This is a genomic window from Streptomyces sp. NPDC054841, from assembly GCF_053611045.1.
On sequence record NZ_JBSGZO010000250.1, the window covers coordinates 1 to 12482 of the forward strand.

At 69.9% G+C, this 12482-nt stretch carries 12 protein-coding genes; 1 reads left to right on the plus strand and 11 read right to left on the minus strand.

Annotated features, from left to right (window positions below):
* Positions 1–119: 119 nt before the first annotated feature.
* The 11 genes from rpoZ to pyrR all read right to left on the minus strand — a co-directional run bounded on the left by rpoZ (position 120) and on the right by pyrR (position 11708).
* Positions 120–392, minus strand: coding sequence for a DNA-directed RNA polymerase subunit omega (gene rpoZ / locus ACWGI8_RS27635; RefSeq protein WP_005319902.1), 273 nt, complete (start codon positions 390–392; stop codon positions 120–122).
* Positions 393–434: 42 nt separating this feature from the next.
* Positions 435–998 carry a guanylate kinase gene (gene gmk / locus ACWGI8_RS27640; RefSeq protein WP_453664909.1) on the minus strand — a complete coding sequence of 188 codons (564 nt, stop codon included), beginning with the start codon at positions 996–998 and terminating at the stop codon, positions 435–437.
* Positions 999–1036: 38 nt separating this feature from the next.
* Positions 1037–1360 (minus strand): integration host factor, encoded by a 324-nt coding sequence (locus ACWGI8_RS27645; protein WP_005319887.1) that lies wholly within the window; start codon positions 1358–1360, stop codon positions 1037–1039.
* A gap of 291 nt (positions 1361–1651) precedes the next feature.
* Positions 1652–2494 carry an orotidine-5'-phosphate decarboxylase gene (pyrF, locus tag ACWGI8_RS27650; protein WP_453664911.1) on the minus strand — a complete coding sequence of 281 codons (843 nt, stop codon included), beginning with the start codon at positions 2492–2494 and terminating at the stop codon, positions 1652–1654.
* Positions 2491–3603: a quinone-dependent dihydroorotate dehydrogenase gene (locus ACWGI8_RS27655; protein WP_453664913.1), complete on the minus strand. Its 1113-nt coding sequence runs from the start codon at positions 3601–3603 to the stop codon at positions 2491–2493. Before ACWGI8_RS27655 ends, pyrF begins: the two co-directional genes overlap by 4 nt.
* Positions 3604–3660: 57 nt before the next feature.
* A complete protein-coding gene (gene carB, locus ACWGI8_RS27660; RefSeq protein ID WP_453664915.1) occupies positions 3661–6969 on the minus strand; it encodes a carbamoyl-phosphate synthase large subunit in 3309 nt (1102 codons plus the stop codon).
* Complete coding sequence (gene carA / locus ACWGI8_RS27665; protein ID WP_453664916.1) at positions 6962–8113, minus strand: glutamine-hydrolyzing carbamoyl-phosphate synthase small subunit; 1152 nt, start codon at positions 8111–8113, stop codon at positions 6962–6964. The genes carB and carA overlap by 8 nt, the downstream gene beginning before the upstream one ends.
* The gene (locus tag ACWGI8_RS27670; protein WP_453664917.1) at positions 8110–8697 is read right to left on the minus strand and encodes a PH-like domain-containing protein; all 588 of its coding nucleotides are present in this window, start codon (positions 8695–8697) and stop codon (positions 8110–8112) included. Before ACWGI8_RS27670 ends, carA begins: the two co-directional genes overlap by 4 nt.
* Positions 8694–9980: a dihydroorotase gene (locus ACWGI8_RS27675; RefSeq protein ID WP_453664918.1), complete on the minus strand. Its 1287-nt coding sequence runs from the start codon at positions 9978–9980 to the stop codon at positions 8694–8696. The genes ACWGI8_RS27670 and ACWGI8_RS27675 overlap by 4 nt, the downstream gene beginning before the upstream one ends.
* Positions 9981–9983: 3 nt before the next feature.
* On the minus strand, positions 9984–11009 hold the full coding sequence (locus ACWGI8_RS27680; protein WP_453664920.1) for an aspartate carbamoyltransferase catalytic subunit: 1026 nt from the start codon (positions 11007–11009) through the stop codon (positions 9984–9986).
* A gap of 84 nt (positions 11010–11093) precedes the next feature.
* Positions 11094–11708, minus strand: coding sequence for a bifunctional pyr operon transcriptional regulator/uracil phosphoribosyltransferase PyrR (gene pyrR / locus ACWGI8_RS27685; RefSeq protein WP_453664921.1), 615 nt, complete (start codon positions 11706–11708; stop codon positions 11094–11096).
* Between the two features lie 220 nt (positions 11709–11928).
* Here pyrR and bldD point away from each other — a divergent pair, with 220 nt between their 5' ends.
* Positions 11929–12429 (plus strand): transcriptional regulator BldD, encoded by a 501-nt coding sequence (bldD, locus tag ACWGI8_RS27690; RefSeq protein WP_017945577.1) that lies wholly within the window; start codon positions 11929–11931, stop codon positions 12427–12429.
* Positions 12430–12482: the final 53 nt, after the last annotated feature.

Here is a 12482-nt window from a genome sequence, read left to right on the forward strand (position 1 = left end):
CTATGACACACCACAGGACCGGCGGATGCGCCGCCGGGCCTGTGGTACTGCACTTTCCGGGACCGACCCCCGGACCCCGGCCGCGGTAAAGCCGGGCGGGTGCCGAAAAGCCGGGCCGGTTACTGAGCCGGGCCCTCGATGGCCTCGGAGGTCAGCAGACCCGCGTTGATCTCACGCAGGGCGATCGAGAGCGGCTTCTCGTGGACGTGGGTGTCCACCAGCGGACCGACGTACTCCAGCAGGCCCTCACCGAGCTGCGAGTAGTACGCGTTGATCTGACGCGCGCGCTTGGCCGCGTAGATCACGAGGCTGTACTTCGAGTCAGTGGCCTCGAGGAGCTCGTCGATCGGCGGGTTGATGATGCCCTCGGGCGCAGTGATGGAAGAGGACACGCTCTAGCCTTCCGAAGAAACTTCTGGGAAATCAAACAAAGATCAAACAACTGCCATCAAGGCTAGCAGCTCACGGGCCACGTCCTCGACGGAGGTGTTGACCAGGGTGGTGTCGAACTCCGACTCCGCGGCCAGTTCGATCTTCGCGGCTTCGAGTCGGCGCTCGATGACATCGGGGGCCTCGGTGCCGCGGCCGGTGAGCCGGCGGACCAGCTCGTCCCAGCTCGGCGGGGCGAGGAAGACCAGCTGCGAGTCCGGCATGGACTCCTTGACCTGCCGGGCGCCCTGGAGATCGATCTCCAGCAGGACGGGCTCGCCCGCCTCCAGGCGGTCGAGGACCGCCCGGCGCGGTGTGCCGTAGCGATTGCCCGCGAATTCTGCCCATTCCAGCAGCTCGCCGTTGGCGACCAGCTTGTCGAATTCCTCGTCGGTGACGAAGAAGTACTGGACACCGTGGCGCTCGCCGGGGCGCGGCTTTCGTGTGGTGGCCGACACCGAGAGCCAGACCTCGGGGTGGACCTTGCGCATATGGGCGACGACCGTGCTCTTGCCCACCCCGGAGGGGCCGGAGAGCACGGTCAGCCGCGGACGTACCTCTGCTGCCATGCAGCGATTATCCAGGTTCTCGGGAGTGCCCGAGAACGTCAGGCGGCGCCGCCGCCGAACTCGCGCTCAAGAGAGGCGATCTGGTTGGAGCCGAGACCTCGGACGCGACGGCTCTCGGAGATGCCGAGCCGCTCCATGATCTGCTTGGCGCGGACCTTGCCCACGCCGGGGAGGGACTCGAGCAGGGCGGAGACCTTCATCTTGCCGATGACGTCGTTCTCCTGGCCCTGCTTGATGACCTCGTGGAGCGAGGCGCCGGAGTGCTTGAGTCGATTCTTGACCTCGGCCCGCTCCCGGCGAGCCGCGGCGGCCTTTTCGAGCGCGGCTGCGCGCTGTTCAGGGGTAAGGGGCGGAAGAGCCACGCCTACGTCACCTCGGATGTCGAACTGTCGGATACGGACCGGTGAGGAACCTAATCGCCCCACACCAGGCGAGCAACGAGCAACGCAATGACCGCTGCAACGCTGACTCTCGACGGAGACTAGCGGCCTGGAACGCTCCAGTCAGCGAGAACAGCGGAAAAGTCCTGGTCAGCATCGCTCGACCAGGATATTCCAGACATAACAACCAGGTTTCTGTCAAGAAACCGCCGGTGAGCGCCCCCGGTGAGGCGATCTGCCGCCCCGGTCACGTGCTCCGGTCAAGCGCCCCGGTCAGGCGTCCGCGACCGCCGCGCGCACCTCTTCGGCGAAACGTGTCGCCGACTCGCGGAGCGCCGCCACGTCCGGGCCGTGCCGCAGCACGCCACGGCTCACGCTCGGGACCACGTTCCTCACGGCCGCGCCGAAGACGCCCGGCAGGTCGGCCGGGGTCGCGCCCTGGGCTCCGATGCCAGGGGCGAGGAGGGGACCGTTGATGTCCAGGTCGACGCCCGCGTCACCGAGCGTCGCCCCGACGACCGCGCCGACCGAGCCGAGCGGCGAGGCACCCGCGTTCTCGTCGGCCATGTGGTTCAGCATGAGCTGGGCCAGCGAGACGCCGCCGGCCGCGGTCGAGCGCTGCACCTCGGCGCCCTCGGGGTTGGAGGTGAGGGCGAGGACGAAGACACCGCAGCCGTTCAGGACGGCCAGGTCCAGCGCCGGACGGAGCGAGCCGAAGCCGAGGTACGGCGAGACCGTCACCGCGTCCGAGAACAGCGGCGCGTCCTTGCGCAGATACGTCTCGGCGTATGCGCCCATGGTCGAGCCGATGTCCCCGCGCTTGGCGTCCATCAGCACCAGCGCGCCGGCCTCCCGGGCCTCCTCGACGGCCTTCTCCAGGACCGCGACGCCGCGCGAGCCGAAGCGCTCGAAGAACGCCGACTGCGGCTTGAGCACGGCCACCCGGTCGGCGAGCGCCTCGACGACCGTCCTCGTGAAGCGCTCCAGGCCGGCGATGTCGTCGTTCAGGCCCCACGCCGTCAGCAGCGAGGCGTGCGGGTCGATGCCCACGCAGAGGGGCCCGCGGGTGTCCATGGCGTGGCGCAGGCGGGTGCCGAAGGGTTCCGGAGCGCTCATCGGGTGGCTGCCTTTCGGGTTTCTGCGCCGACGGCCTCGGCGAGGGTGGCGTACGGGCTGGCGGCCAGGCGCGCGGCCAGGCCCTTGTGGATGGAGCGGGCGTAGAACGGCCCCTCGTAGATGAAGGCGCTGTAGCCCTGGACGAGGGTGGCACCGGCGAGGATGCGCTGCCAGGCGTCCTCGGCGTTCTCGACGCCGCCGACACCGACGAGGGTGATGCGGTCGCCGACGCGGGCGTACAGGCGGCGCAGGACCGCCAGGGAGCGCTCCTTGACGGGGGCGCCGGACAGTCCGCCGGCCTCCTGGACCAGAACGGAATCGGATTTCAGGCCGAGGCCGTCGCGGGCGATGGTGGTGTTGGTGGCGATGATGCCGTCCAGGCCCAGCTCGACGGCCAGGTCGGCCACGGCGTCGACGTCCTCGTCGGCCAGATCGGGCGCGATCTTGACGAGCAGCGGGACGCGGCGGTCGGTGACGGTGCGGTCGGCGGCTTCGCGTACGGCGCTGAGCAGCGGGCGCAGCGCCTCCGTGGCCTGAAGGTTCCGCAGGCCCGGGGTGTTCGGCGAGGAGACGTTGACGACGAGGTAGTCGGCGTACGCGGCCAGCCGCTCGGTCGACGTCACGTAGTCGCCGACGGCCTCCTCCTCCGGTACGACCTTGGTCTTGCCGATGTTGACGCCGACGACCGTCCTGAGGATCTCCCGTCGGGCGGCGAGCCGGGCGGCGACCGCGGCGGAGCCGTCGTTGTTGAAGCCCATGCGGTTGATCAGCGCACGGTCCGGTACGAGGCGGAAGAGCCGCTTCTTGGGATTGCCGGGCTGGGCCTGCGCCGTGACCGTGCCGATCTCGACATGGTCGAAGCCGAGCATCGCCATGCCGTCGATGGCGATGGCGTTCTTGTCGAAGCCCGCCGCGAGGCCGAAGGGGCCGTGCATGCGCAGCCCGAGCGCCTCGGTGCGCAGTTCCTCGTAGCGCGGGGCCAGGGCCGCGGCGACGAACGTGCGCAGCACCGGGATGCGGACCGCGAGCCGGATCCAGCGGAAGGCCAGATAGTGGGCCTCCTCCGGGTCCATCCGCTTGAAGACCAGATTGAAGAAGAATTTGTACATCTCAGCGGTGTCCTCATGAGGAGGGGGACACCGTTTCCGGTGTCCCCCTCTCGGTTGCTAGTCGCGGGCCGCGGTCAGGTGTTCCGCGTGTTCCTGGAGCGACCGGACGCCCACACCACCGTGGTTGAGCGCGTCGATGCCCTGGACTGCGGCTGCCAGTGCCTGGACGGTCGTCAGGCACGGTACGGAACGGGCGACCGCCGCCGTACGGATGTCGTAGCCGTCGAGCCGGCCACCGGTGCCGTACGGAGTGTTGACGATGAGGTCGACCTGGCCGTCGTGGATGAGCTGGACGATGGTCTTCTCGCCGTTCGGGCCCTCGCCCTCGGACTGCTTGCGCACGACGGTGGCGTTGATGCCGTTGCGCTTGAGCACCTCGGCCGTGCCGGACGTCGCGAGCAGCTCGAAGCCGTGCGCGACCAGCTCCCGCGCCGGGAAGATCATCGAGCGCTTGTCGCGGTTGGCGACGGAGATGAAGGCGCGGCCCTTCGTCGGGAGCGGACCGTAGGCGCCGGCCTGCGACTTGGCGTACGCCGTGCCGAAGACCGAGTCGATGCCCATGACCTCGCCGGTGGAGCGCATCTCCGGGCCGAGGACGGTGTCGACGCCGCGGCCGTGGATGTCGCGGAACCGGCTCCACGGCATCACGGCTTCCTTGACGGAGATCGGGGCGTCCATCGGGAGCGTGCCGCCGTCGCCGTTGGCCGGGAGCAGACCCTCTGCGCGCAGCTCGGCGATAGTGGCGCCGAGCGAGATGCGGGCGGCGGCCTTCGCCAGCGGTACGGCCGTCGCCTTCGACGTGAAGGGGACGGTCCGGGACGCGCGCGGGTTGGCCTCCAGGACGTACAGGATGTCGCCGGCCATCGCGAACTGGATGTTGATCAGACCGCGTACGCCGACGCCCTTGGCGATCGCCTCCGTGGAGGTGCGCAGGCGCTTGATGTCGAAGCCGCCGAGGGTGATCGGGGGCAGGGCGCAGGCGGAGTCGCCGGAGTGGATACCGGCCTCCTCGATGTGCTCCATGACGCCGCCCAGGTAGAGCTCGGCGCCGTCGTAGAGCGCGTCCACGTCGATCTCGATCGCGTCGTCGAGGAAGCGGTCGACCAGGACCGGCCGGTCGGGGCTGATCTCGGTGGACTCGGCGATGTACGACTGGAGGCGGGCCTCGTCGTACACGATCTCCATGCCGCGGCCGCCGAGCACGTACGACGGGCGGACCAGCACCGGGTAGCCGATCTCGTCGGCGATGGCCTTGGCCCCGGCGAAGGTGGTGGCGGTGCCGTGCTTGGGCGCGGGGAGCCCGGCCTCGGCGAGGACGCGGCCGAAGGCGCCGCGGTCCTCGGCCGCGTGGATCGCCTCCGGGGAGGTGCCGACGACCGGGACGCCGTTGTCCTTGAGTGCCTGCGACAGGCCGAGCGGGGTCTGGCCGCCGAGCTGCACGATGACACCGGCGACCGGGCCCGCGAGGGTCTCGGCGTGGACGATCTCCAGCACGTCCTCGAGCGTGAGCGGCTCGAAGTACAGGCGGTCGGAGGTGTCGTAGTCCGTCGAGACGGTCTCGGGGTTGCAGTTGACCATCACGGTCTCGTAGCCCGCGTCGCTGAGCGCGAAGGAGGCGTGGACGCAGGAGTAGTCGAACTCGATGCCCTGGCCGATCCGGTTCGGGCCCGAACCCAGGATGATGACCGCGGGCTTCTCGCGCGGCGCGACCTCGCTCTCCTCGTCGTAGGACGAGTAGAAGTACGGGGTGTTCGCGGCGAATTCGGCGGCGCAGGTGTCGACCGTCTTGTAGACCGGGCGGACGCCGAGGGCGTGCCGGACCTCACGGACGACGTCCTCGCGCAGGCCCCGGATCGCGGCGATCTGGGCGTCGGAGAAGCCGTGCCGCTTGGCGTCGGCGAGCAGCTCGGGGTCGAGCTTCTCGGCGGCGGCGAGCTCGTCCGCGATCTCCTTGATGAGGAAGAGCTGGTCCACGAACCAGGGGTCGATCTTCGTGGCGTCGAAGACCTCGCGCTGGGTGGCGCCGGCGCGGATGGCCTGCATGACGGTGTTGATCCGGCCGTCGGTCGGGCGGACCGACGCGCGCAGCAGCTCGTCCTTGTCACCGACCGGGCCGGTGAAGTCGAACTGCGAGCCCTTCTTCTCCAGGGAGCGCAGGGCCTTCTGCAGCGCCTCGGTGAAGTTGCGGCCGATGGCCATGGCCTCGCCCACCGACTTCATGGTGGTGGTGAGCGTGGCGTCGGCGGACGGGAACTTCTCGAAGGCGAAGCGCGGGGCCTTCACGACCACGTAGTCGAGCGTCGGCTCGAAGGAGGCCGGCGTCTTCTCGGTGATGTCGTTGGGGATCTCGTCGAGCGTGTAGCCGACGGCGAGCTTCGCGGCGATCTTGGCGATCGGGAAGCCGGTGGCCTTCGACGCCAGCGCGGAGGACCGGGACACCCGCGGGTTCATCTCGATGACGATGACGCGGCCGTCCTCGGGGTCGACCGCGAACTGGATGTTGCAGCCGCCGGTGTCGACGCCGACCTCGCGGATGATCGCGATGCCGATGTCGCGCAGCCGCTGGTACTCGCGGTCGGTCAGCGTCATCGCCGGGGCGACGGTGATCGAGTCACCGGTGTGCACGCCCATCGGGTCGAAGTTCTCGATGGAACAGACGACCACGACGTTGTCGTGCTTGTCGCGCATCAGCTCCAGCTCGTACTCCTTCCAGCCGAGGATGGACTCCTCCAGGAGCACCTCGGTGGTGGGAGACAGGGTCAGGCCCTGGCCGGCGATACGGCGCAGCTCGTCCTCGTCGTGGGCGAAGCCGGAGCCGGCGCCGCCCATGGTGAAGGAGGGGCGGACGACGACGGGGTAGCCGCCGAGCGTCTCGACGCCCTTGAGGACGTCGTCCATGGAGTGGCAGATGACCGAGCGGGCGGACTCGCCGTGGCCGATCTTTCGGTTGACGGCCTCGACGACCTCCTTGAACAGGTCGCGGTCCTCGCCCTTGTTGATGGCCTCGACATTGGCGCCGATGAGCTCGACGCCGTACTTCTCCAGCACACCCTGCTCGTGCATGGAGATCGCGGTGTTGAGCGCGGTCTGGCCGCCGAGGGTGGGCAGGAGGGCGTCGGGGCGCTCCTTGGCGATGATCTTCTCGACGAACTCGGGGGTGATCGGCTCGACGTACGTGGCGTCGGCGATCTCCGGGTCGGTCATGATCGTCGCCGGGTTGGAGTTCACCAGGATGACGCGCAGGCCCTCGGACTTGAGGACCCGGCAGGCCTGGGTTCCGGAGTAGTCGAACTCGGCGGCCTGGCCGATGACGATCGGGCCGGAGCCGATGACCAGGACGGACTGGATATCGGTGCGCTTAGGCACGCTGGCCCTCCATCAGGGATACGAAGCGGTCGAACAGGTACGCGGCGTCGTGCGGGCCCGCGGCCGCTTCGGGGTGGTACTGGACGCTGAAGGCCGGCTGGTCGAGCAGCTGGAGGCCCTCCACCACGTTGTCGTTGAGGCAGACGTGGGAGACCTCGGCGCGGCCGTAGGGGGTCTCGGAGACCTTGTCGAGCGGGGCGTCGACGGCGAAGCCGTGGTTGTGCGCGGTGACCTCGACCTTGCCGGTCGTACGGTCCTGCACGGGCTGGTTGATGCCCCGGTGGCCGTACTTGAGCTTGTATGTGCCGAAGCCGAGCGCCCGGCCGAGGATCTGGTTGCCGAAGCAGATGCCGAAGAGCGGCGTCTTGCGCTCCAGGACGGCCTGCATGACGGCCACGGGGTGGTCGGCGGTGGCCGGGTCGCCCGGACCGTTGGAGAAGAACACCCCGTCGGGGTCGACCGCGAAGACGTCCTCGGCGGTCGCGGTGGCGGGCAGGACGTGCACCTCGATGCCGCGCTCGGCCATCCGGTGCGGGGTCATGCCCTTGATGCCGAGGTCGACCGCGGCGACGGTGAACTTCTTCTCACCGATGGCCGGGACGACGTACGTCTCCTTGGTGGCGACCTCGGCGGACAGGTTGGCGCCCTTCATCTCGGGCGACTGGCGCACCTCGGCGAGCATCGTGCCCTCGTCGGGCAGCGCGTTGCCGGAGAAGATGCCGACGCGCATGGCGCCTCGTTCGCGCAGATGACGGGTCAGGGCGCGGGTGTCGATGCCGCTGATGCCGACGACGCCCTGGTGGGCCAGTTCCTCGTCCAGCGAGCGCTTGGCGCGCCAGTTGGAGGGAATGCGGGCGGGGTCGCGGACGACGTATCCGGACACCCAGATGCGCTGCGACTCGGGGTCCTCGTCGTTGACGCCGGTGTTGCCGACGTGCGGGGCGGTCATCACGACGACCTGGCGGTGGTACGACGGGTCGGTGAGGGTCTCCTGGTAGCCGGTCATGCCGGTGGAGAACACGGCCTCGCCGAAGGTCACCCCCACGGCCCCGTAGGCGCGGCCGCGGAAGGTACGGCCGTCCTCCAGGACGAGTACGGCGGGAAGCCCCCTCTTGGATGGGGTTCCCTGGCTGGAGGTCGTCATCGTGCGGCGCCTTCCGTCGTGTTGAAGTGGTTGTTCGAGTGGACTGCGTTGACGGCTTCGACCCAGGCGGCGTGCTCGGCCGCGTGGTCGGAGCGGAAGCCGGAGTCGATCTGCTGGTCGCCGTGCGCCCAGGTGACGATCAGCAGTCCGCCCTCGGCCAGGACCTTTCCGGCGATTCCCTTGTCGAGTCGGGCCTCGCGCAGGGCCGCCGCCGGGATGAAGAAGTCGGTGGCCCCGGGGCGTACGACGTCGATTCCGGCGTCGGTGAGCGTCAGTTCGACGCGGCTGCGGGTGCCGAGGCCGCGGGCGACGATCCGGTCGAGCCACTGCCCGGCGGTGGTCGAACCGTGATAGCGGCCGGTCAGCCTCAGCCTGGGCTCGCCTGCGGACTCCGGCGCGGCCGGCAGCTCGGGCAGCCCCGACTGGAGCTCACCGCGCCACTTCCAGCCCTGGCGCATCAGCCAGTAGACGAGGGCGATGAAGAGCAGCAGCCCGGCGACCCAGCCGAGGCGGGCGGCCCAGTCGGTCACCTCCGCCGACTTCCGCTCGACCTCTTCGGCTGCCAGATTGATCAGTGGTGTCACGCCAGCTTCCCGTCCATGAGCGTCGCCCGGCCCCGCAGGAAGGTGTGGGTGACGCGCCCCGGCAGCTCGCGGCCCTCGTAGGGGGTGTTGCGGCTGCGGGAGGCGAAGCCCGCGGGGTCCACGCTTCCACGGTATGCCGGATCGAGCAGGGTGAGGTTGGCGGGCTCACCTGCCGAGACGGCGCGGCCGTGGCCCTCGGCCCGTCCGATCCTGGCGGGCGCGAAGGACATGCGGTCGGCGACGCCTTCCCAGGTCAGCAGCCCGGTCTCGACCATCGTCTGCTGGACGACGGACAGCGCGGTCTCGAGGCCGACCATGCCCATGGCGGCCGCGGCCCACTCGCAGTCCTTGTCCTCGTGCGGGTGCGGGGCGTGGTCGGTGGCGACGATGTCGATCGTGCCGTCGGCGAGCGCCTCGCGCAGGGCCATGACGTCGCGCTCGGTGCGCAGCGGCGGGTTGACCTTGTAGACGGGGTTGTACGTACGGACCAGCTCGTCGGTGAGGAGGAGGTGGTGCGGGGTGACCTCTGCGGTGACGTCGATGCCGCGGGCCTTGGCCCAGCGGACGATCTCGACCGAGCCGGCGGTCGACAGGTGGCAGATGTGGACGCGGGAGCCGACGTGCTCGGCGAGGAGCACATCGCGGGCGATGATCGACTCCTCCGCGACGGCGGGCCAGCCGCCGAGGCCCAGCTCGGCGGAGACGATGCCCTCGTTCATCTGGGCGCCCTCGGTGAGCCGCGGCTCCTGGGCGTGCTGCGCGACGACGCCGCCGAAGGCCTTCACGTACTCCAGTGCCCGGCGCATGATCACGGCGTCGTCGACGCACTTGCCGTCGTCGGAGAAGACGGTGACCCCGGCGGCGGAGTCGTGCATGGCGCCCAGCTCGGCGAGCTTCTTGCCCTCCAGGCCGACGGTGACGGCGCCGATCGGCTGGACGTCGCAGTAGCCGTGCTCCTTGCCGAGCCGCCAGACCTGCTCCACGACGCCCGCGGTGTCGGCGACGGGGAAGGTGTTGGCCATGGCGAACACGGCCGTGTAGCCGCCGCTCGCGGCCGCGCGCGTACCCGTGAGGACGGTCTCGGAGTCCTCACGGCCGGGCTCACGCAGGTGCGTGTGCAGATCGACCAGGCCGGGCAGCAGGATCTTGCCCTCGGCCTCCACGACGGTGGCGTCGCCCGCCTCCAGGCCCGTACCGACCTGATCGATGGTCTGGCCGTCGATCAGGACGTCCTGCGCCTCGCCGCCCAGCACCTTCGCGCCACGGATAAGGATCTTGCTCATGGGTTACTTCGTCTCCTCGGCATCAGAGGTGCGCGCAGCGCTTCCGTCAAGGGTGGTGGGCGACGGGCGGGAGGTGGTGACGGCGGGCTCGTTGCCGCCGAGAAGCAGATAGAGCACGGCCATCCGGGTCGACACCCCGTTGGCGACCTGCTCGACGGCCGTGCAGCGGTCGGAGTCGGCCACCTCGGCGGTGATCTCCATGCCGCGGTTCATCGGGCCGGGGTGCATCACGATGGCGTGCTCCGGCATCCGAGCCATCCGGTCGCCGTCCAGGCCGTAGCGGCGCGAGTACTCGCGCTCCGTCGGGAAGAAGGCGGCGTTCATCCGCTCGCGCTGCACACGCAGCATCATCACGGCGTCGGACTTCGGCAGCACGTCGTCGAGGTCGTACGAGACGTCGCACGGCCAGTTGCCGACGCCGACCGGCACCAGGGTGGGCGGGGCCACGAGGGTGACATGCGCACCGAGCGTGGTGAGCAGGTGGACGTTGGAGCGGGCGACGCGGCTGTGCAGGACGTCGCCGACGATCGTGATGCGGCGGCCTTCCAGGTCGCGCCCTATGCCGGCGTCCCGGCCGACCAGGCGGCGGCGCATGGTGAAGGCGTCCAGCAGCGCCTGGGTGGGGTGCTCATGGGTGCCGTCGCCGGCGTTGACGACGGCACCGTCGATCCAGCCGGAGTTCGCGAGCCGGTAGGGGGCGCCGGAGGCGTGGTGGCGGATGACGACGGCGTCGGCGCCCATCGCCTCCAGGGTGAGCGCGGTGTCCTTCAGGGACTCGCCCTTGGAGACCGACGAGCCCTTGGCCGAGAAGTTGATGACGTCGGCGGACAGGCGCTTGGCGGCGGCCTCGAAGGAGATCCGGGTCCGGGTCGAGTCCTCGAAGAAGAGGTTGACGACGGTACGGCCGCGCAGGGTGGGCAGCTTCTTGATCGGCCGGTCGGCGACCCGGGCCATCTCCTCGGCGGTGTCGAGGATGAGGACGGCGTCGTCGCGGGTGAGGTCGGCGGCCGAGATGAGGTGACGCTTCATCTGGGTGTGCTCCGGAGTGTGGAGGTGTGCGGGCATGCGGGCGCGCAGGCGAGCCCGTAGGGCGGGTGGGGCCGTACGGGGGTGCTACTGCTCGCCGGCCGGGGCGGTCTCCTTCCCCCGGCCCTCGGCCGGGGGAGCCCCCATCTCGCGTCGCTCGCCGAGCAGCACGCTGTCGCGGCCGTCCTCCTCGGCGAGCTGGACCTTGACCGTCTCCCGCAGCGACGTCGGGAGGTTCTTGCCTACGTAGTCGGCACGGATGGGCAGTTCGCGGTGGCCTCGGTCGACGAGGACCGCGAGCTGGACGGCGCGCGGGCGGCCGATGTCGTTCAGCGCGTCGAGGGCGGCGCGGATGGTACGGCCGGAGAAGAGCACGTCGTCGACGAGGACGACCAGACGGCCGTCGATGCCGTCGGCCGGGATGTGCGTGCGGGCGAGCGCACGGGCGGGCCGGAGCCGCAGGTCGTCGCGGTACATGGTGATGTCGAGCGAGCCGACCGGAATCGTGCTGCCGGTGATCTCCTCGAGCTTGTCGCCGAGCCGGCGGGCAAGAAAGACACCGCGCGTCGGGATGCCGAGGAGTACCACGTCGTCGGCGCCCTTGGCGCGCTCGACGATTTCGTGGGCGATGCGGGTCAGTACCCGCGCGATGTCCGGGCCCTCGAGAACAGGGCGTGCGACATCAGGGCTGTTCGTGTCCATACGAAACGGACCTCCTTCTCCGCCTCACGGGACGGACCTTAAAGGACGTCGGATTTGCGCCGTCCACGGTACCAGGGTCCGGCGCGACCGCAGGTCACCCCCCTCGGGAGTGTCGTACGGACCATTCGGCTTGACGCGGCCAAGTAACGCTGCGTAACCTCACAGTGAGTGACCAGCCGCGCGGCGGAGCCGCACGTTGATACAGCGTCCGGGGAGCTATATGTCCAGCGAATACGCAAAACAGCTCGGGGCCAAGCTCCGCGCCATCCGTACCCAGCAGGGGCTCTCGCTCCACGGGGTGGAGGAGAAGTCCCAGGGCCGCTGGAAGGCCGTCGTCGTCGGTTCCTATGAGCGTGGGGACCGTGCCGTGACCGTGCAGCGTCTCGCCGAGCTGGCGGACTTCTACGGTGTGCCGGTGCAGGAGCTGCTTCCGGGCACCACGCCCGGCGGGGCCGCGGAGCCGCCGCCGAAGCTCGTTCTGGACCTGGAGCGCCTCGCCCACGTCCCCGCGGAGAAGGCCGGCCCGTTGCAGCGTTACGCGGCGACGATCCAGAGCCAGCGCGGTGACTACAACGGCAAGGTGCTCTCGATCCGCCAGGACGACCTGCGCACGCTCGCCGTCATCTACGACCAGTCGCCCTCGGTGCTCACCGAGCAGCTGATCAGCTGGGGCGTTCTGGACGCGGACGCGCGCCGCGCGGTCGCCCACGAAGAGGGCTGACGCCGCACTAGCAGAAACGTGCCGCCGGGCCGGGGGGAAGCAGTGCTTCCTCC

Bases quoted from the DNA above. Each gene is read 5' to 3' on its own strand.
- pyrR (WP_453664921.1), bottom strand. From the start codon at position 11,708: ATGGACACGAACAGCCCTGATGTCGCACGCCCTGTTCTCGAGGGCCCG.
- carA (WP_453664916.1), bottom strand. From the start codon at position 8,113: ATGACGACCTCCAGCCAGGGAACCCCATCCAAGAGGGGGCTTCCCGCC.
- pyrF (WP_453664911.1), bottom strand. From the start codon at position 2,494: ATGAGCGCTCCGGAACCCTTCGGCACCCGCCTGCGCCACGCCATGGAC.
- ACWGI8_RS27675 (WP_453664918.1), bottom strand. From the start codon at position 9,980: ATGAGCAAGATCCTTATCCGTGGCGCGAAGGTGCTGGGCGGCGAGGCG.
- ACWGI8_RS27680 (WP_453664920.1), bottom strand. From the start codon at position 11,009: ATGAAGCGTCACCTCATCTCGGCCGCCGACCTCACCCGCGACGACGCC.
- bldD (WP_017945577.1), top strand. From the start codon at position 11,929: ATGTCCAGCGAATACGCAAAACAGCTCGGGGCCAAGCTCCGCGCCATC.
- ACWGI8_RS27655 (WP_453664913.1), bottom strand. From the start codon at position 3,603: ATGTACAAATTCTTCTTCAATCTGGTCTTCAAGCGGATGGACCCGGAG.
- gmk (WP_453664909.1), bottom strand. From the start codon at position 998: ATGGCAGCAGAGGTACGTCCGCGGCTGACCGTGCTCTCCGGCCCCTCC.